Here is a 19264-nt window from a genome sequence, read left to right on the forward strand (position 1 = left end):
GCCGTCATGCGGCACCACCTGCAGAGGCCAGTCGCACCGACCGTCGGGCGCCCTCGTCTTCCAGCGGGTTGCGTTGAAGGCCCCATTCATGGTCGAAGACTTCGAAGCCCACCGATTGGTAGATGCGGATGGCGACATCATCGGGGTCGGCGCACATGATCAGCTCGGTCAGGCCCCAGCGCTCGAAGCCCCAGCGGCTGACGGCTTGCACCAGCGCTCGGCACAGCCCCCGCCGGCGCCAGCGCGGATGCACCAACACGTTCTGAAAGCGGCCCAGCGCGCCATCGCGCAGCAACCCGCAATCCGCCACCAGCTCGTCGCCGCACCACAGGCCGAACCAATCGCCCAGCCCCGCCGCGTGAACCTGGGCGAATCGATGCATCTGCGCCTCGCGAAACCGGCGATAACCTTCAGGCTCATGGCCCTGCGGATCGGCCGACTGCAAGGCCACGAAGCGAGGAATCTCGCGGTCGAAATCGATGGGGCGCAGCTGCGGCGCGGGTTGAAGCTCGGGTGCCGGCCAGCTGCGAAGCTGATCCGGCCGAAGCCGCAGCGTGGCCGTCTCGACGAACTCAAAGCCGGCATCCAGCCAGGCCGAGACCACGCCAGGATCAGGCACGGCGCTGTTGACCGCGATCGCCACATGCCGCACGCCCGGCCGGCCGAGGGCCACTTCCTCTTCGAAGCGCCGCAGCCAGTAGGGCAGATCGGCGTTCGAAGGCGTCTCGGGGATCATCAGGCAGTTGCCCCAGTAGAAGCCTTCGTTGCTGGGGGTACGAACCACCACGCAATCGTCGCGCTCAATGACTTCGCCGCCCACCCGGTGCAGCAGGAAGTCGGTGCGCCAACCGGGGCGAAAGTCCTTCACGCGCATGGTGGTGCCCCCCGCGCTCAGAACCCGACGGCTGCGCCATCGCGACGAGGGTCGCTGGCAGCGGCGTAACCTTCCACCGCGGGATCGCCCTGACGCCAGATGAACTGGCCGGCGCCGAAATCCATGTAGCTGTCGTCCAGGCCCTCGACCTGATGGCCCAGCGCCTGCAGGCCGGCCAGGGTGTCGCGCCGCATGTGGGGCTCGACGTTGATGACCCGGCCCTGGTTGAAGCGCCAGCGCGGAGCATCGCACGCCGCCTGAGGGTTCTGGTGGTAATCGAGCATGCGCACCAGCGTCTGCAGGTGCCCTTGCGGTTGCATGTTGCCGCCCATCACGCCGAAGCTCATCTGCGGCTCGCCGTCGCGCATCAGGAAGGCCGGGATGATGGTGTGGAACGGTCGCTTGCGGGGCGCGACGATGTTCGGGTGCGAGGCATCGAGCGTGAAGCCATTGCCGCGGTTCTGCAGGCTGACACCGAACTCAGGCACCACCACGCCGGAGCCAAAGCCCATGTAGTTGCTCTGGATGAAGCTCACCATCATGCCGCTCTCGTCGGCGGCGGTGAGGTAGATGGTTCCACCGCGCACCGGGTTGCCGGCATGGAAGTCCTGCGATCGGCGCGGGTCGACCAGACGCGCCCGCTCGGCGAGGTAAGCGTCGTCGAGCAGATCATTCGCCTTCAGCGCCATGCTGCCCGGCTCGCTGACATGGCGATAGACATCGGCAAACGCGAGCTTCATCGCCTCGATCTGCAGGTGGGTGCTTTCGACGCCATCGGGGTCGAGGCTGCCGATGTCGAAGTGCCGCAGGATGCCGAGTGCGATCAACGCGGCGATGCCCTGCCCGTTCGGCGGGATCTCGTGCAGCCGATAGCCATGGCGATAGTCGATCTCGAGGGTCTCCACCCACTCGGGGCGGTAGGCAGCCAGGTCGTCTTCGCGCATCGCGCCGCCTTGCGCCTGCGCCTGCGCCGCGATGGCGGCTGCAATCTCGCCCCGGTAGAAGGCTTCGCCACGCGTCTGGCCGATCAGGCGCAGCGCGCGTGCCGCACCGGGGAACTTGAACAACTCGCCCACCTCGGGCGCCCGTCCGCGCGGCAGGAAGGTTTCGGCAAACCCAGGCTGCTGCACGAGCTCGGCGACGTGCGACGCCAGCGCCCATTTCTGCTGCACGATCACCGGTACCGCATAACCCCGCTCGGCGATCTCGGCGGCCGGCGCCATCAGATCGGCGAAAGGCAGCTTGCCGTAGCGCTCCGACAGCGCCGCCCACGCAGACACCGCCCCGGGGACGGTGACCGCATCCCACCCTCGCGTCGGCATCGATTCGCGGCCCGGGTAGCGCTGGCGAAAGTAGTCTGGTGTCCACGCGGCAGGCGCATGCCCCGAAGCATTGAGACCTTGCAGGCGCTGGCCGTCCCACACGATGGCAAACGCATCTGAACCCAACCCGTTGCTGCAAGGCTCGACCAGGGTCATCACGGCCGCGGTGGCCACCGCCGCATCCACCGCATTGCCACCGGCCGCCAGGATGCGCAGGCCCGCTTGCGCCGCCAGCGGGTGCGAGGTGGCGACCACGTTGCGCGCGAAGACCGGCATGCGGCGAGATGAGTAGCCGGTGGACCAGTGGAAATCGTGTCTCATGGTGGTGAGGACTGCGGTGGGGTGGAGGTGAGGATGGCGGTGGGCCGGGCGGGACGCGCGGCAGCCTGAAGACAGGCTGCACGAGTCTGCCACCAGAAGCTTGGGCGAACCTTTCCGTCAGGTGATGGCCGGCTTCTCGCCAGGGCAATACGCCTGGGCAATGCGCCAGGGCCATGCCGACGCGCCCCCCATGCTGCCCGGGGGTGGGTCAGCCGACGAGACGCTCCGCCACATAGCGCTTGACCTTGGGTGGCGAATCGCCGCGGTGGAACGCCAGGCGCTGCTCTCGCAGGCCGATGTCGGCCGCGGTGAAGCGCTCGAGCCGCCGCTGGTGTTCGACCCAGTTCTCGTCGACGAAGTACTCGACATAGCGCCCGGGCACCGAGGTGTCGCGCAGCAGCGCCCAGGTGAGCGCACCCTGACGCAGGCGGGCGCTGCGTGTCACCTGCATCACGTGAGCGAAATCTTCGGCCTGGGCCGGGTCGATCATGTATTCGACCGTCACCATCACCGGCCCATCATCGGGCGCCACGTTGATGGCGACCTCGGGCACGCTGGCGGGCAGCGCTGGCGTGAGGTCTTCGTCACCCGCCCCTTCCACCGACACGCGTCGGGTGATGAGCAGCGCGACTGGCCCGAAGATGGCCGCGGCGATCACGGCCGTGCGCACATCGGTGGCGCCAGCCACCTGGCCCCACAGCAGTGACCCCGCGGCCGAGCCCCCCATCAAGGCCATCTGGTAGATGGACATGCCGCGCGCGCGCACCCAATTGGGAAGTGCCAGCTGGGCGGAGATGGTCAGTGAATTGGCGGTCGAGATCCACGCCATGCCAGCGACCACCATGGCCGGGAGGGCCAGCCACATCTGCGGCGAGAAGATCACGACCAGGGACATCACGGCATGCACCAGCGTACCGGCTCGGACGAACTGGTCCCGGTTGAATCGAGCCCGCCAGCGCGGGAACAACAAGGCCGCCGTGATCGCGCCCGCCCCCAGGCAGGCCAGCATCACCGTGAAGGCCGCCGGGCCGCCACCGTGCAGGCCCTTGGCGATCAGCGGCAGCAGCGCCATCAGGGCGGTGGATTGCAGGAAGAAGAGAAAGATGCGCAGCAGCACCGCCTTCATGCGCGGCGACTGCATCACATGCTGCCAGCCGACCCGCATCGCGCCCACGAATCGCTCGCCAGGCAGCGCGCTCTGCTTGTGCTGCGATTTCCAGCGCAGGATCAGCGTGAAGGCCGCGAAAGCCAGGACAGCGTTCAGCACGAACACCCAGGCGCTCGAGGTGGCCGCGAGGATGGCGCCCGCCACCACCGGGCCCACGATGCGCGACAGGTTCATCGCCACACCGTTGAGGGCCAGCGCCTGCGGCATGTGGTGGCGCGGCACGATCTCCGGCACGATCGCCGCAAACACCGGCCAGCGCATCGCCAGGCCGATGCCGTTGGTGAAGGTCAGCGCGATCAGCAAGGGGGCTGTCAGCGCATCGGCCAGCGAGAGCACCGCCAACACCACGGCATTGAGGGCCACCCACAGCTGGGTGGCTGCGAAGTAGCGGCGCCGATCCAGGATATCGGCCAGCGCCCCGCTCGGCAGACCCAGCAGGAACACCGGCAACGTGGAGGCCGTCTGCACCAACGCCACGAGCACCGGGCTGGTGGTCAGCGTGGTCATCAGCCAGGCCGCCGCCACGTCGTTCATCCACATCGTGACGTTGGCGGCCAGCCAGGCCAGCCACAGCATGCGGAACACCGGCGTTGAAAACGGCGCCAGCGCTGAGGTGGCGTGCGAGGGGTCGGGGGCCGGGCCGTCCGCAGGCGTCGTCATTCGTATCGCTCCTTGCGGCCTGGCCTCACGCACCCACCGCCAAGGGGGCGCCGCCATCCGGGCCCGGCTCACCCAGGCCTGGATCGGGGCGCACCAGCATCACGCTGCTGAAGCCTTCATCCAGGCTTGGCGCTTCGAGGTGGTCGAAAACATGCTGGATGGCCTCGTCGCGGATACGCGCCAACCCGCGCCGCCCCGCGTTGCGTTCTCGGGCGAGGCCCAGGGGCGTATCGATCCACACTGCCGTCGCGGCGCAACCGACCTGGGCCGCGATCTGCAGCGCGCGCTGCCGATGGCGGCGCGACGGCAAGGGGCCATCGAAGAACACCGCTCGATCACCGTAGCGCGCGCCGTGGTGGGCGATCCAGGTGCTCTTGCCGGCGCCCTGGAGGCCAAAGACGATGTAGAGCCGCGCGGCCGCGCCGAGCGACCGCAAGCGCTGTTCGAGCTCGGCGTAGGCCCGTTCCCAAGCCTCGGCGACTTGCTCGCGCGTGACCTGCTCCGCCGTTTCGAGCGCCAGGTACTGGTCGGGGCCGATGTGGTGCAGCAGACTCATGGGGGTAGCAATGAACACGGCCCGCGCGAGCGGGCCGTGGCGTCAGTCGAGGCTGGGTTGCCGATGCGCACCGGCGGGGAATTCAGCGTCAATCATCCTGGAAAGCTTCTTCGCGCTTGGCCTTGATCGACGGCAGCATCACCACCAAGATCATCGCCGCAGCCGCCAGCAGCAGGCCGGCCGAGAGCGGGCGGGTGATGAAGGCCGTCCAGTCACCGCGCGACAGCAGCAGTGCCCGGCGAAGGTTCTCTTCCATCATCGGCCCCAGGATGAAGCCCAGCAGCAGCGGTGCCGGCTCGCACCCCAGCTTGTAGAAGCAGTACCCCACCAATCCAAACAGCGCTGCCACGTAGACATCGAAGTTGTTGTTGTTGAGCGTGTAGAGGCCGATGCAGCAGAACACCAGGATGGCGGGGAAAAGCAGGCGGTAAGGCACGGTGAGCAGCTTGATCCAGATGCCGATCAGCGGCAGGTTCAGGATCACCAGCATCAGGTTGCCGATCCACATCGAGGCGATCAGGCCCCAGAACAGCTCGGGGTTGCTGGTCATCACCTGCGGGCCGGGCTGGATGCCCTTGATGGTCATCGCACCGATCATCAACGCCATCACGGCATTGGGCGGGATACCGAGCGTCAGCATCGGGATGAAGCTGGTCTGCGCGCCAGCGTTGTTGGCCGATTCAGGGCCGGCCACGCCGCGGATGTTGCCCTTGCCGAAGGCTTCTTCGCCCGGGCGGCCTTTGGACTTCTTCTCGACGGTGTAGGCCGCGAAAGAGGCCAACAGCGCCCCACCACCGGGCAGCACGCCCAACAGGGAACCGAGCGTCGTGCCCCGCAGCACGGCAGGGAATGCGTCCTTGAAGTCTTGCCGGGTGGGCCACAGGCCCTTCACGTCCTTCGTGAACACCTCGCGGTGTTCGGCGGGCTGGCCCAGGTTGGCGATGATTTCGCCGAAGCCGAACACCCCCATCGCGATCGTGACGAAGCCAATGCCATCCGTCAGCTCGGGAATGTCGAAGCTGTAGCGTGGCACGCCGGAGATCACATCGGTGTTGATCTGGCCCAGCAGCAGACCCAGGATGATCATGGCGATCGCCTTGACCAGCGAGCCGGAAGCCAACACGACGGCGCCGATCAGGCCCAGCACCATCAGCGAGAAATACTCGGCCGGGCCGAACTGAAAGGCCAACTCGGTCAGCGGCGGCGCGAAGGCGGCGATGATCACCGTGCCCACGCAACCGGCGAAGAACGAGCCCAGGCCCGCGGCCGCCAGCGCTGCGCCGGCACGGCCCTTGCGGGCCATCTGATAGCCGTCGATCGCAGTCACCACCGAGCTCGATTCGCCCGGCACGTTGATCAGGATCGCGGTGGTCGAGCCGCCGTATTGCGCGCCGTAGTAGATGCCGGCCAGCATGATCAACGCGGGCGTCGCATCGAGCGAGTAGATCGAGGGCAGCAGCATCGCGATCGTCGCGACGGGCCCCAGGCCAGGCAGCACGCCGATCAGCGTGCCAAGGATGGCGCCGCCCAACGCATAGAACAGGTTGGTCAGCGTGAAGGCCGTCTGGAAGCCGAGGCCGAGGTTATGAAGGAGATCCATCGTGGTCTTTCCGTACTGCTCAGCCGCCGAAGACGGTCGGCCACAAGGGGATCGTGAGCTTCAGGCCCCACACAAACACCGCCCACGACATGGCCGTGAGCACCGCCGCGTTGATGAGGGAGCCCACCCAGGTGTGCTCGTCGCTGGCGTAGGACGACACCAGCACCAGCAACGGCAGCGAGATGAACATGCCCAGCCGAGGCAACGCAAAACCGAACAGCACCACCGAGCCGAGGATCACCGTCAGCGGCTTCCAGGCGAACGAGCCAATGGGCCGGCCATCGTCGGTTTCGATGGTGAGCGCCTCGAAGAGAATCATGCCGCCGAGGATGACAAGCAGCAGGCCCAGTCCGAACGGGAAGTAGGCCGGACCCGGACGTGCCGAGCTGCCGAAGTTGTAGTTCAGGGCACCGATGGCGAATGCGCCACCGACCACGATGAACATCAGCCCGGACCAGAAGTCCTTTTGGCTTTTCACTTTCACGGGCTGTCTCCTCGTCAAGAACGAAGGTGGATCAAGGGTTTGCAAAGGATTCTAGGGAGCGACCCCGCTGCAAACGCTGTGGAATACACGTAACGGCCGTTGCCCGGGCTTCCAGAGCCCACACCCCGACCGCCTCGGCGCTTCAGGCGAACGCGCCCCTCACCTGCCGGGCCTTGCCCGTCAGGCCCCCCGAGGGGGATGAGGAAACTGGGGGCGGCCCGGCGTTTCTTGATGAGCGCCCCCAAACCTGCCGGGCCTTGCCCCTCAGGCCCCCCGAGAGGGATGAGGAAACTTGGGGCGGCCCGGCGTTTCCTCATGCCCGCCGAGGCCGAACCGGGCTTCAGCCGGCGGTTTCGCTGTCCCAGCGCGGCGTGCAGCGCAGCACTTCTTCGAGGGTGGTGAGGCCCTGCGCCACCTTGGCGAGACCCGCCACGCGCAAGGGCTGCATGCCTTCGGTGACGGCCTGTCGGCGCAGCTTGGCGCTGTCCAGGTGCGGATGGATCGCCGACCGCGCCGGCTCGCTCATCATCATCAGCTCGTACAGCGCCGCCCGCCCGCGGTAGCCGGTGCCCCGGCATGCCGGGCAGCCCACCGCTTTGTGCGGCCGAATCGTGCCCGCCAGGCGCCACGGCGCCGCCAGAGACTGCAACGACTCCACCGACACCGCCGTGTCCGGCTGCTTGCAACTGGGGCAGAGCGTGCGCGTCAGCCGCTGCGCCAGCACACCGATCACGGTGGCAGTGATCAGGTAAGGCGGCACGCCCAGGTCGATGAGCCGGGTGATCGACGCCGGGGCATCATTGGTGTGAACCGTGGAGAACACCAGGTGGCCGGTCAGCGAGGCCTGGATGGCCATTTCGGCTGTCTCCAGGTCACGGATTTCGCCGACCATGATGATGTCCGGGTCCTGCCGCATCAGCGCCCGCAGCCCATCGGCAAAGCCCAGGTCGAGGGCCGGTTGCACCTGCGTCTGGTTGAACGCGGGCTCGACCATTTCGATCGGATCTTCCACCGTGCAGACGTTGACCTCTTCGGTGGCCAGCTTCTTCAATGTCGAATACAGCGTGGTCGTTTTGCCGGAGCCGGTGGGGCCTGTGACCAGGATGATGCCGTGCGGATGCTCGATCAGCTCTTTCCAGCGGCGAGCCTCGTCGGCCGAGAAGCCCAGCGCATCGAAAGGCTTGTCCACCGTGCCGGGGTCGAAGATCCGCATCACCACCTTCTCACCGAAGGCCGTGGGCAGCGTCGACAGCCGCATTTCAACTTCGCCACCGCCGCCGGGCACGTTGTCGGGGCGGCGGGTCTTGATGCGTCCATCCTGCGGGCGGCGGCGCTCGACCACGTCCATGCGGCCCAGCAGCTTGATGCGCGCCGTCATTGCCCCCATCACCGGCGCCGGCACCTGGTGAACCAGGTGCAGCACGCCGTCGATTCGGAAGCGGATGACGCCGGTGTCACGTCGCGGCTCGAGGTGGATGTCGCTGGCGCGCTGCTCGAAGGCGTATTGCCAGAGCCAGTCGACGATCTGAACCACGCCCGAGTCGTTGGCATCGAGCGCGCTGTCCTTGATCTTGCCCAGGTCAACCAGCTGCTCAAAGCTGACGGCCGAGGCCGCCATCTCGCCGGTCTTCTTGGCCGTGCGCACGTTCTGCGCCAGGGCGTAGAACTCGGTGGTGTAGCGTGACACGTCATCGGGCGTCACCAGTACCAGCTTGATCGGCCGACGGGTGTGGGCCTCGATGTCCGGCACCCAGGCCACGTCGAAAGGCTCGCACGTGGCGATGGTGATCTCGCCGGCCAGCACATGCAGCGGCAGCGCGCGTCGTGTCTCGGCATAGGCCAGCGACATGACCTCGGCCACCTTGCTGGCGTCCACCCGCAAGGGGTCGATGCGCTGGAAAGGCAAACCGAAGCGCGCGGCCAACCAGCGGGTGAGCGATTCCGTGTCCAGCGCCTGGCCACTGCGGGCGTCCTTCAGGCCCGCACCGCCCAGACGAAGCAGTGGATGCAGGCTCGAGCCGGCCTGGCCGAATCGCTTCGCCAGTACCTCGGCCTCTTGAGGCAAAAGCAGGCCATCGTCTCGAAGCCACTTCAGCAGTTGCCGCATGTCCAGCCGCCCCTTGGGTGGGACCGCGTGTCGAGCAGGTGTGCCGGCGGATGATTCGGTCGACGCGGTCATGGCAGTGGTCAAGAGAAATCGGGAAGCGGTCGCACCATGCGCAGCCATTTGCGGGCCGGCAGGCCGAAGCGGTTTTCGATGTTAGCGGCGCGCGCGGTCAAGGCGTCGCGCCCCGGCACCTTTACATCCCGCCCGGCCACGATGACGGTGTTGCCCTCGCGCGTGGGGCGCAGGCTCCACACCTGGTCCAGCCCAAACACCTTGGCGATACGCTGGGCACTGCGTTCGAAGCTGGAATCTCGGCCGAACAGGTTGACGGTCATCAAGCCGCCATCCGCGTCGAGCACATCGCGGCAATGGGCGTAGAACGACTCGTCGTCCAGCACCGGCGCGGCGGCGTCATGGTCGTACAGATCGACGTTGAGCACCTGCGCCGTGCCGACATGGGCTGGATCGGCCACCCAGCGGGCCGCATCGCCCTCGACGACCGTCAGCCGGGCATCATCGGGCGGCAGACGAAACCACAGTCGGTTGGCACCGATCACCGTCGGGTTGATCTCGACCACGGTGGTCTTCATGCGCAGCACCTTGTGGCAAAAGCGCGTGATCGCGCCAGCGCCCAACCCCAGCTGCACCGCGTGCCCGCGGTTGACCTCTTCTTCAGGCCGCCACAACATCCAGGCCATCATGCGCTGGATGTACTCCAACTCCAGCGCCTGCGGCTTGGCCAGGCGCATCGCCCCCTGAACCCAGGGTGAATCGAGGTGCAGATAGCGCACACCGTCGTGTTCCGACATGGTGGCGCCGACATATTCTTGGTTTCGTGGCGGCATCGTCGCGCACTGTAGCAAGCGCGCCCCGCAAGAAAAACGCCACCCGAGCGGGTGGCGTCTCAGACGTCACGGCGGAACGACCGCCGTCAGACCATCAGAAGTCGTAGCGCAGGCCCACCGACAGCGAGCGGACGCTGGCTTCGTCGCCGTCGTACTCGGCACGGCTGAAGTCGGCATCGCCGACGAGCTTCAGGTTCTGGTTGAACGAGTAGCCAAAGCCGAAGCCGACGTAGGCCTTCACGTTGGTGTCGGAATCGGTGGCAGTCACTCCGGCCGCCGATGCGCGCAGCTTGGTCTCCATATTGACTGCGCCGAGGCGCACATTGCCGAACCAAGCCTGGCCGAAGGGCACTTGGTAGGCCACGCCCAACATCAGGCCGCTCGCGCGAGCCGTGGTGTTGATCGACTCGCCCAGCAGCTCAACCCTCGCCTTGGCCTTGCCAAAGTCGACATAGCCCAGTTCGCCGTAGAGGTTGTCGACGAGCTCATAGCCACCCACCACCTTGAACGAGGTGGTCGAGTTCTTGCACGATTCGGTGCCCGCGCAATCGATGTTGATGTGGCCGGCGCCGACGTTGCCGCTGACATAACCCGCGGCGTGGCCGGCGGTGGACAACAAACCGGCCGCGACAGCAGCCAGCGCCATTGCAATCTTCTTCATCAGAATCCCATTCCTGAGTGTGGTCGTGAACACGGCCCCGATACGCGGCACCAAAGCACCACGCAGCGAAGCCGCAGGCGGATTGTGAACAACCACCGCTAGAGCGCCCTCACCAATCCCGCTCAAAAAGAAACGCCGTCGCATGCGGGCGACGGCGTGTTCGGAAGTTGGAAACAGTGGTGTCAAATGTCCCGCGTTTCGTCGGAACGTCACCGATTCAACACGTCTTCGGTCACTTCAAGGGTTCGCGACCAAGTTCTGGATGCTGTAGATGGCGCCGTATCGCGAGAGCATGGACATTTCGCCATCGGTGGTTGTTCCCCACAGGTTTCCATCCGGCCCCACCGTCAATCCGCCATAGGGGAATCCGGGGCGCCATGCGTCAAAAGTGTGGATCACGCTCAGTGAACGATTGGATGCGCGGAACTGAAACACCACGCCGCCGTTGGCATAAGTGACGCCATAGAAGACCCCGTTAAAGCGCTCCAGGAGAGCCGCATTCATGGACGGATTTGCTGCAGATCCCGAGGGTGCTCGCATCAACTCGGCGCGCATCGAGACTGCACCAGCCAGTGAACTGGAGAACACCGTTCCACCGTCCATGAACCCGCCACCCCACGAGGTGCCGTACAGCAAGCCGTCTTTGCCCTGGGTCAGGCGCGAAGGTCCTCGAGGCCCAGTCCCTGCGCCAAAAGAGTAGAGTGAGTTGAACACGCCATTCAAGCTCAGCCTGTAAAGCGTTCCGCCGTCGTAAAAGCCACCGTTGTAAGCGGTCCCGTACAAGTCACCGTTCGTAGCTTGAATAACGCCGGTCAAGGGCGTAGCGCCTTCGAGACCACAAAAGGAATGCAGGGTGGTCAGCTTTCCAGTGGCTACGACAAATCGGTACACGGTTCCATTCCCGCAGGCGCCGCCCGCCTTCGTGACGCCGTAGATGTTTCCATCGGTGGCCAAGAGCAACTGCCCCGAGGGCGCCGCGCCGGCCGTACCCCCACCGAAGCTGAAGAGACGCTTGTACCCATTCGTCGGATGCCAGCTGTAAAGGACTCCCGCATTGTTCGCCCCACCCGTCGCTGTGACTCCGTAGACCGAACCCGACCGATGCAATACCGAACCGGCTGGGTGACTACCATTGATATCGCCATTGGCACCGAAGTGACGCAGCACGGTCAGGGCGCCACCGGTGTTGACTCTGTAGAGCGTTCCGCCCCCATAGACGCCACCCTTTGGCGAGACACCGTACAGGTCCGTCGATCCGGGCTTTGGAGACAATTCCCAGTCCGGAAAGGCACCGGTGGACCCAGCACCGCTCTCCGATGGGAATGTGTAGTTGACGACAAAGGTGCCGCCGGCCAACGCGGCGAGCGGTGAAAGGGCCGTCAGGCACAGTGCGATTTTGGTTTTCATGTCTTCTCCATTGTTGATTGTTCAGTTCATGGCGCGCGCAGGCTTGACAGCCGTGCACTGAGGATGAGCGGGCGATGATGCGCCGGAGTGGTTGAGGGCGACGCTGGACCGCTTTCACCAAGGCAGGCGCATAGCGATCACAACCGCCTCGAGCTGAGTCCATGCCCAAGCCTGGTTTAGGGGGCGTCGCAAAAGATGCCCATCCGGTGCCGCGCCGACCTTTCCACGGCGATAGCACGTCAATGGGCTTCGTCACCAGCGCACAACTGGCGGTGAACTGAATGTTCGATTCGGAACCGTCCAATGCGCTTCGCGCCTTGATGGCTGAATCTATAATCGCCGCGCTGAATCACACCCTCTCGTCACTAATGTTCGACGAACCTCGCTGCGGCAGCACCAGCGAGAAGAGCCGAGGCAATCAGCCAAACGAACGCCAGTGCATACACAACGATGAGGGCCGACCCCGCCTCATTGTCTCGGCCACGCCCTGCAGCCCAAGCCACCAGGCGGTTTCCCACCCATCTAATGAGGAACACGCTGGCAACGGCCAGGCTCGCCGAAAGGAGCAGCCCAACCGCCATCGGCCCACCACCTATGGGCGCGTGAACGAGGACGCTCACCGCACCCCCAAAGGTCGAGCACCCCGACAAGACTGTCAGTATGTCCCACAGAGAAATGCCGTCTTGATGATGAGTGTCCATGGTCGCTTTGGCGCTGTCAGCACCCTCCTCCACCACCGGAAGGCTTCGACACTGCGTTGCCGATGATGCCGCCGCCAGATCCGCCCACGCCCGTTGTGGCCGTAGCGCTACCAAGATTTGGCCCACTCTCCCACCATTTGCTAACCGAACCGCCCGGATAGTTGGGGTTGTATCGCTGGCTCCAGTCCAACTTGAAGCTCCAAGGCGGGCTGTCCACTCCGTTGACCCCTTTGGTAACGACCCTGGCGCTGCCCGCTCCGGCAGCGAATCCGCCAAATACCGAACCCATGTCGAAGGCCAGTGCGTCGTAGTTGCCTTGCTGATAGTGCCAAGCCATGCTCCCACCTGCGATGAACCCGCCCACAACGGTGGCGGCGAACAATCCCGTCGTGATGGTTGCAGCCGGCACGCCGACCGCCGCAACCCCAACGGCTATGACTCCCACGGCGACCGCCCCGGCAGCGCCGTAGGCTACGCCCTTGAAGGCGCACCAGCCCATTGAGCCGGCACTCAGCCCGTACGGATCGCCCATGCTGACCGGATCCCCATCGACATATGCATAGTTGTTGGTCTGCCCTGAGGCCCAGCCGATGGGGTCTTCCGAGATGAACCTCATGCAGCCCGGCATGTAGTAGCGATTGCGGTAGTAGTACAGGCCGTTGGTGGTGATGTCGTCGTTCTCGCGGCCGGTGTACTGCTGGGTGTTGGCGTTGGCCGCGTCGGCGGTGGTGCGGCCGTAGGGCTCGTAGCTGTAGTCCACGACCTTGGCCTGCGTGCCGTCGAGTAGCCGCACGGTGTTGTTGTTGCCGTCGGCCAAGACGCTGTGCAGCTGGCCCGACACCTCGCGCAGCAGCGTCTCGTCGATGCCCGCACTCAGCAGGTGCGACTTCACGCCCGCGGTGTTGGTGTCGCCCAGCAGCTCCTGAGCCATGTTGTCTTCGCTCAAGCCCCCATAGAGGAAGCCAGTGGTCACGCCGTTGATGGTCTTGGCCGCACGGCGCCCTTGCGCGTCGTACTGGAACTTGGCTACCAGGCTGCCGCCCAGGCTGACACTGGCCAGTTGGTTGCGCTCATCCCACTGGAACGTGTTGACCCCATCGGCCAGCATGTTGCCGTTGTCGTCGTAGCTGAAGTCCTTGCCCGCCCAGCGCTTGAGTCGGTTGTTGACGTCGTACTGCGTGTCGGTGACGCTCACCTCGGGCAGGTTCAGGCGCGCCATGTTGCCGGTGGCGCTGATGCGCCTGCCGTCGTCGTCGTAGCCGTACACGATCTCGCCCATCAGGCTGTCGTCGGCCTTGCGGTAGCGGATGGACTCCAGTTGGCCAGCGTCGTCCCACTTGTAGTTCACGCTTGCGCCATTGGCCAGCGTGGTCTTGGTGCGCTGGTTCGCGTCGTCATAGTCGATCTTGATCACCTGTGGCGAGTTGCCGTTGGGCGCACCGGCGGCCTGCTCGATCTGACGCAGGCGGTTGCCCTTGTCCCAGGTGTAGGTGATCAGCGGCCGAGTGACCTGCGAGCCCGGCGCGCCGTTCTTGATCTGCATCGTCTCGCGCCGGCCGCCATCGTCGTAGGTGTAGTTCACCTCGCCTTGCGGCGTGGTCTCCTGCTCCAGCCGGTCGAGTTCGTCGTACGCGCGCTTGGTGGTGTAGGTCTTGCCTCCCACCACATCGTCGATCCGCACCAGCCGGTTGCCGTTGTCCCAAGTCAGCGTGACGGTGCTCTTGTACGCCTCGGGATTGGCCTCGGTCGCGCCGAAGCCAATGATGTGCACACGACCCAAGTCATCGTAGATCACGCCACTGACCTGGCCGTTGCGATCGGTGCGCCGCTTGAGCAGGCCGCCCTCGTACAGGTCCTTCTGCAGCTTGCCCAGCGCATCTTCCTTGGTCTTCACCTGGCCGCTGGGGTAGTAGGTGTAGTTGGTCGGGTTGAGCTTCTGATCCTTGTGCGTCAGTACCTTGCCGTTGTCGTCGTAATCGAAAGACACGGTCTTGCCCAACGCGTCGGTCACGCCCACCAACCGATTCATCACATCCCAGTCGCGGTAGGTGGCATGGCCCATCGGCGAGATGGTGGTCAGAGTGCGACCCAGCGCATCGGTGAGGTACTGGGTCTTGCGGTCCAGCGGGTCCAGCACGCTGGCCAGATCGGCACCGTCATAGCCCAGGGTCATCTTCTTCTTCAGCGCGTTGGTCACCGTCTCAGGGCGGCCTTGCGCGTCGTAGCTGAAGTTGACCTCGTGCTTCAGGTGATCGGTGACCTTGAGCAGGTTGCCCTTGTCATCGTAGTCGAAGGTCGTGGTGATCTGGTTCGGATCGGTCACGGTCTTGGGCTTGTTGAACACCGGGTGCCAGGTGATGCTGGTGGTGATGGCGTCCGTCGTGCCCGCCAGTCGGGTGATCGTCTTGACGTTGCCGAACTCGTCGTGGTCGAACGTCGTCTTGCGGCTGCGCGCATCGGTGATCGACTTGGTCAAGCCGTCGACCGTCTCGTAGTTGGTGACCTGCTCTTGCGCCTTGCCCAGCGCCGCGGTATTGCGCACCATGAACTGCTTGTCGTCGAACTCCGCCTTGCGCTTGATGCCGCGCCGATCCGTCACCACCGTCACCTTCGAAGGCGGCGCCAGTGGGCTGGTCCAGGTGCAGGTGTCCTGCCCCGGCACCACGGTCGAGTAGTCGTAGTCGAACGTCGTGTCGTCGGCCAGCACCTGATGCTTGACCCGGCCGGTCTCATAGTCCTGCCACTTCGTGGGCACACCGTTGGTGCACAGGAAGGGCATGGACACCACCTCGTAGGTGTTCTTGACCATCCGCTTGCCGTTGGGGTCCCAAACCTCTTCGAGCAAGCCGCCGATGGTCGACCAGACGTAGGTGCGCGTCTTCTTGGCCGGGTCCTCGACCGTCTTGAGGCGGTTGTTCTCGTAGGTGTACTTGAAGCTGCGGCCGGTGTGGTCGGTGATGGTGGCCACGCGGCCATCGGTGCCGTAAGTGAAGTCCACCCAGCGACCGTTGGGCGTGGTGATGCGCGAGGCGTAGCTGTTGGTGTTGGGCCGCTCGATGGCCAGCCGGTTGCCGTTGGCATCGTCCTGCCACACCAGCCGCGCGTTCATCTTGCTGAAGCCCCACTGGCGCCCGTCGCGGTAGAACAGCACAAAGTAGCCATCCACCGGCTGCAGCGTGGCCATGCGGAACTCGCCTGTATCGCTGGCTGCGGTGTAGATCTGGTTGTACGTCCCGGTGTCGGTTCCGGTGAAGACGACCTTGCTGCCGTTGTGCAGCACCAGCGTGATGTCCCCGTAGTCGGAGCGGAACACCAGGAAGTTCTCATACGGATGGCTGGTGCCGAAGCCGAACGAGCGCACCGGCGCCGTCTTGCCCGTGATGTCCTGCGAGTTGTAGCTGCGCAGGATGTCCACCGGAATCACATCCGGCAGCATCATGTCGCGCTCCATGTGCGTGAACCGCCCAGTCGTCAGCGACACCGGGTCGCCTCCGCAGGCCTCGGCCGGGGGGCCTGCATTGCTGCTGGCGTTCTTATCCCAACCACCACCGCCCGCGCCATCGTTGCCGTTGCCGCCATCGCAGCGCCTGGGGTCCTGGTCGGGATCAGGCTTGGTGCCCCCCGAGGACACGCTGTGTACTGCGAACTGGTAGACCTGCAAGGGCTGCTTGCTGGCCATCGACTTGCCGTCAGCACTGACCTGTACGTCGCTGTACACGTACCAGCCCTTGGCGTGCGGGTCGTAGTCGAACAACCGCATCTGCTCCCCCGGCCCGAAGCGGGTGTAGTTCGGGTAGCGAACCGTCGCCGCGCGCGGCTTGCCGTCCACGCCCTGGATCACCGCGCCGCCGGGCTGCAGCGTGTAGTACACCGGCACGCCCGCGTACGGCATCGGGAACGGCGCCTGGTCCACCGGGATCGGCGTCAGGCTCACCCGCGTCACGATCTTGCCGTCCGCGTCCCGGATCACCGAGCCCGCCGGCAGCACCACCTCCACCCCCGGCATGCGGGGATGGGTCAGCACCCTGTCCTTCTTCAGCGGCGACTCGATCTCCACCGCGTGCTTCATGTCCAGCTTGGGCATCCACACCACGAACGGCAACGCGTTGACCTTGCCCGCCTGCACCTGCACCCGGTAGTGGAAGACGCCGTAGCTGGCCTGCGCCGTGTTGGCGCTGCGCCCGTCGATCTCCAGCACCCCAGCACCGGCCGGCACGTTGGCGATGTAGAACTCGCCGTTGTCGTCGGTCTGCGCGCTCAACCCGTTGAGCTTGAGCGTCGCCTTGACCAGCGGCTTGCCGTTGAGCTTCAACAACTGGCCCGCCACGGCCGTGGCACCGCCCGTGGGCGCAGTTGCAGCCGCCTGCCGCTCGGACTTCAGCAGCGCCTGCGTATCCGCCCAGTTCAGCCGCAACAGCCCTGCAGCCGCCGGGCGGGCGACCACCGACTCGCCGTACACGCCCAGGCTCTGACCTTCGCCCGTCTGCCCGGGCTTGCCGTGCAGCAGCTTGAGCAGGCGCTCTTGGTGCCCGTAGATCGCCTCGCGCACCTCGGCTCGGCGTGGCATCGACTGGCGTGCGAGCGCCGCGCGGCCGGAGAACCAGTCGCCCTTGAGTTGCTGCTCTCCGGGCACGAAGTACTCGTCGTCGGCCAACATCTCGGCGAGCACCTTGTCTTCGGCCGTCAGCGCCTTCGCTGCACTCGTCTTGTCGGTGGTGGCGGTCGGCTCCGCACTCGTCTTGCCGCCATCAACTGCGCCCGTGCCCAGTGACTCGGTGTCGAAGCCGATCGCCGTCAGCGCCAGGCGCTGCCCGGCGTTGTCCGCCGCACCGTTGATGAACAGCGTGTAGCGGCTGGACGGCAGCAACTGCTTGCCCGGCCAAACGAACAGCAGCACCCCTTGCTCCACCGCCACCGGGCGCACCGGCACCGCCCCTTCCGGGCCAATGAGCGTGACGCTGGCGCTGTTCAGGCTCGCCACGTTCATGCGCTTGTTGAAGCGCACGATCAACGGCTGCGCCACCGCCACATGGCTGGCTTCGCTGGCCGGCGTGCTGGCTTGCACGGCCGGCGCTTGCGCGCCATCGAGCGTACGCAGTTGCGCCAGCGCCTGGGCGTCGCTGACGGCGACGAATCGCTGCGTCTGCACGTCGTAGGCTTCGGCACCGTTGAGGGCCGCGCCGTTTGCGCTCACGCCACCCCACACCAGCACCGCGTTGCTCGGCAGCAGGCTGCTCAGGTGCTTCAGCCGCGCGCTTTGCAGCCGCACGTTGAAGCGCTCGACCTGGCCGCTCAGCGGGTTCCACAGCTCGGCCTCCAGCAGCGGCGTGCCGCGTGCGTCCACCCCGCCAGTGATCAATACCCGGCCGTCACCCAGCACCGCCGCGCTGTGGAACGCGCGCGGTAGCAGGCCCGTCAGCTCCAGTGCGTTGAACCGGCCCATCGTCGGATCGAACGCCTCGGCCTGGCTCAGCACCGCACCATTCGCGTCCTTGCCCCCGAGCACCAGCACCCGCCCATCTGGCAGCGCCGTCAAGCTGTGCCCCTCGCGCGGCGTCAGCAGCCCCGTCGCCAGCACCGCTCGGCGCCCCTGCACATCCACAACCGTCGCCGTCGTGCCACCAGCCTCCAGCCATCGGCCGTCGCTGAGCAAGACCTTCGGGCTCGTCGTCGCCGCCGCCGCGCTCGCCTGCGCCGGCGTGCCTTGCGTCGCACCCGACAGCGCCGGCAGCGACAGCGCCAGCAGTGCGACCACGAAGGTCGCCATCATCACCGGCGCTCGCACACAACTCTTATTCATCATTCGAGTCCTCCCCTTCCCATCTCGATCCCGCCTTTGGCTTCGCTTCGTCGCCACGCTGTAAGGCCCTCGGCCCACGCCAACACCTACAGCTTCGTCAGCGATGCGTCGAACTTCGCCGCGTTCTGGAACTTGGGCGTGAACACCAGCCCATAAGTCCCGTCAACGCTGAAGTAGCTCGCGGCCAAATCGCAGGTCAGCTTCGTCGTTGTGAACGTGCAGGACGTGATGGAAGTCCCGTCGGGCTTGTACAGATACGCCATCACGTTCGGGCTGTTGACGCCCGGCGTGAACACCAGGCCACTCAGCGTCACCCTATAGCTCTTGCCCGCCACTCCCGTGAACTTGAAGTACCCCAACTCCTGATCCGCCACGTCCGCCGACTTGGGCGTGCCGTCGGTCGCCAGCGCCGTTCCGCTGTTGGCCGTGCGCAGGTGCAGCTTGAACTGCCCGGCATCCAGGTTATTTGGCAACACCTCCACCCGGTACGTGCCGCCTACAGGCAGCTTGCCCAGCGATACCACCTTGCCGGGCCGGTCACTCTCGCATTGCGTCACGTCCGTCGCAATCAAGCGCGTGCCGTCAGGTTTGTACACATACAGGTACGTGCAGTTGTTCGTGCCGCTGTTGCCATCGCCAAGCGTGTTGTTCGTCCACAGCAGCTGCAACGCACTCCCCGCCACCCCGTCAAATGTGTACCTCGCGTTCTGACCCGCGTTGAGGTTCACCTCCGTCGCCGACGACGCATCAACCTTCAA

At 65.6% G+C, this 19264-nt stretch carries 12 protein-coding genes; all 12 read right to left on the reverse strand.

Going from position 1 to position 19264, the window contains the following annotated elements; genetic code table 11:
- Positions 1 to 4: 4 nt before the first annotated feature.
- Complete coding sequence (locus tag AACH06_RS22170) at positions 5 to 874, reverse strand: GNAT family N-acetyltransferase (protein ID WP_341427961.1); 870 nt, start codon at positions 872 to 874, stop codon at positions 5 to 7.
- Positions 875 to 891: 17 nt separating this feature from the next.
- Positions 892 to 2517 carry a gamma-glutamyltransferase family protein gene (locus tag AACH06_RS22175; protein WP_341427962.1) on the reverse strand — a complete coding sequence of 542 codons (1626 nt, stop codon included), beginning with the start codon at positions 2515 to 2517 and terminating at the stop codon, positions 892 to 894.
- A gap of 208 nt (positions 2518 to 2725) precedes the next feature.
- A complete protein-coding gene (locus AACH06_RS22180; protein WP_341427963.1) occupies positions 2726 to 4345 on the reverse strand; it encodes an MFS transporter in 1620 nt (539 codons plus the stop codon).
- Positions 4346 to 4370: 25 nt separating this feature from the next.
- Positions 4371 to 4901, reverse strand: coding sequence for an AAA family ATPase (locus tag AACH06_RS22185; RefSeq protein WP_341427964.1), 531 nt, complete (start codon positions 4899 to 4901; stop codon positions 4371 to 4373).
- 88 nt (positions 4902 to 4989) lie between these two features.
- Complete coding sequence (locus AACH06_RS22190) at positions 4990 to 6501, reverse strand: tripartite tricarboxylate transporter permease (RefSeq protein WP_341427965.1); 1512 nt, start codon at positions 6499 to 6501, stop codon at positions 4990 to 4992.
- 19 nt (positions 6502 to 6520) lie between these two features.
- Complete coding sequence (locus AACH06_RS22195; RefSeq protein ID WP_341427966.1) at positions 6521 to 6985, reverse strand: tripartite tricarboxylate transporter TctB family protein; 465 nt, start codon at positions 6983 to 6985, stop codon at positions 6521 to 6523.
- Between the two features lie 340 nt (positions 6986 to 7325).
- Positions 7326 to 9164: a GspE/PulE family protein gene (locus AACH06_RS22200; protein ID WP_341427967.1), complete on the reverse strand. Its 1839-nt coding sequence runs from the start codon at positions 9162 to 9164 to the stop codon at positions 7326 to 7328.
- Positions 9165 to 9172: 8 nt separating this feature from the next.
- A complete protein-coding gene (locus AACH06_RS22205) occupies positions 9173 to 9901 on the reverse strand; it encodes a class I SAM-dependent methyltransferase (protein WP_341427968.1) in 729 nt (242 codons plus the stop codon).
- Positions 9902 to 10031: 130 nt separating this feature from the next.
- On the reverse strand, positions 10032 to 10598 hold the full coding sequence (locus AACH06_RS22210) for an outer membrane beta-barrel protein (RefSeq protein WP_341427969.1): 567 nt from the start codon (positions 10596 to 10598) through the stop codon (positions 10032 to 10034).
- Positions 10599 to 10835: 237 nt separating this feature from the next.
- The gene (locus AACH06_RS22215; RefSeq protein WP_341427970.1) at positions 10836 to 12005 is read right to left on the reverse strand and encodes a choice-of-anchor tandem repeat GloVer-containing protein; all 1170 of its coding nucleotides are present in this window, start codon (positions 12003 to 12005) and stop codon (positions 10836 to 10838) included.
- A gap of 717 nt (positions 12006 to 12722) precedes the next feature.
- The gene (locus tag AACH06_RS22220) at positions 12723 to 18506 is read right to left on the reverse strand and encodes an RHS repeat-associated core domain-containing protein (RefSeq protein ID WP_341427971.1); all 5784 of its coding nucleotides are present in this window, start codon (positions 18504 to 18506) and stop codon (positions 12723 to 12725) included.
- Positions 18507 to 18592: 86 nt separating this feature from the next.
- Positions 18593 to 19264: hypothetical protein (locus AACH06_RS22225; RefSeq protein WP_341427972.1), on the reverse strand; the 672-nt coding region annotated here is incomplete at its 5' end.

The organism is Ideonella lacteola (assembly GCF_038066555.1).
Classification (GTDB): Bacteria; Pseudomonadota; Gammaproteobacteria; order Burkholderiales; family Burkholderiaceae_C; genus Ideonella; species Ideonella lacteola.

What these genes read in the sequence shown, in the direction of transcription:
- AACH06_RS22220 (WP_341427971.1), bottom strand. Translation starts at nt 18,506, where the DNA reads ATGAATAAGAGTTGTGTGCGAGCGCCGGTGATGATGGCGACCTTCGTG.
- AACH06_RS22205 (WP_341427968.1), bottom strand. Translation starts at nt 9,901, where the DNA reads ATGTCGGAACACGACGGTGTGCGCTATCTGCACCTCGATTCACCCTGG.
- AACH06_RS22175 (WP_341427962.1), bottom strand. Translation starts at nt 2,517, where the DNA reads ATGAGACACGATTTCCACTGGTCCACCGGCTACTCATCTCGCCGCATG.
- AACH06_RS22200 (WP_341427967.1), bottom strand. Translation starts at nt 9,164, where the DNA reads ATGACCGCGTCGACCGAATCATCCGCCGGCACACCTGCTCGACACGCG.
- AACH06_RS22170 (WP_341427961.1), bottom strand. Translation starts at nt 874, where the DNA reads ATGCGCGTGAAGGACTTTCGCCCCGGTTGGCGCACCGACTTCCTGCTG.
- AACH06_RS22190 (WP_341427965.1), bottom strand. Translation starts at nt 6,501, where the DNA reads ATGGATCTCCTTCATAACCTCGGCCTCGGCTTCCAGACGGCCTTCACG.
- AACH06_RS22215 (WP_341427970.1), bottom strand. Translation starts at nt 12,005, where the DNA reads ATGAAAACCAAAATCGCACTGTGCCTGACGGCCCTTTCACCGCTCGCC.
- AACH06_RS22185 (WP_341427964.1), bottom strand. Translation starts at nt 4,901, where the DNA reads ATGAGTCTGCTGCACCACATCGGCCCCGACCAGTACCTGGCGCTCGAA.
- AACH06_RS22210 (WP_341427969.1), bottom strand. Translation starts at nt 10,598, where the DNA reads ATGAAGAAGATTGCAATGGCGCTGGCTGCTGTCGCGGCCGGTTTGTTG.
- AACH06_RS22180 (WP_341427963.1), bottom strand. Translation starts at nt 4,345, where the DNA reads ATGACGACGCCTGCGGACGGCCCGGCCCCCGACCCCTCGCACGCCACC.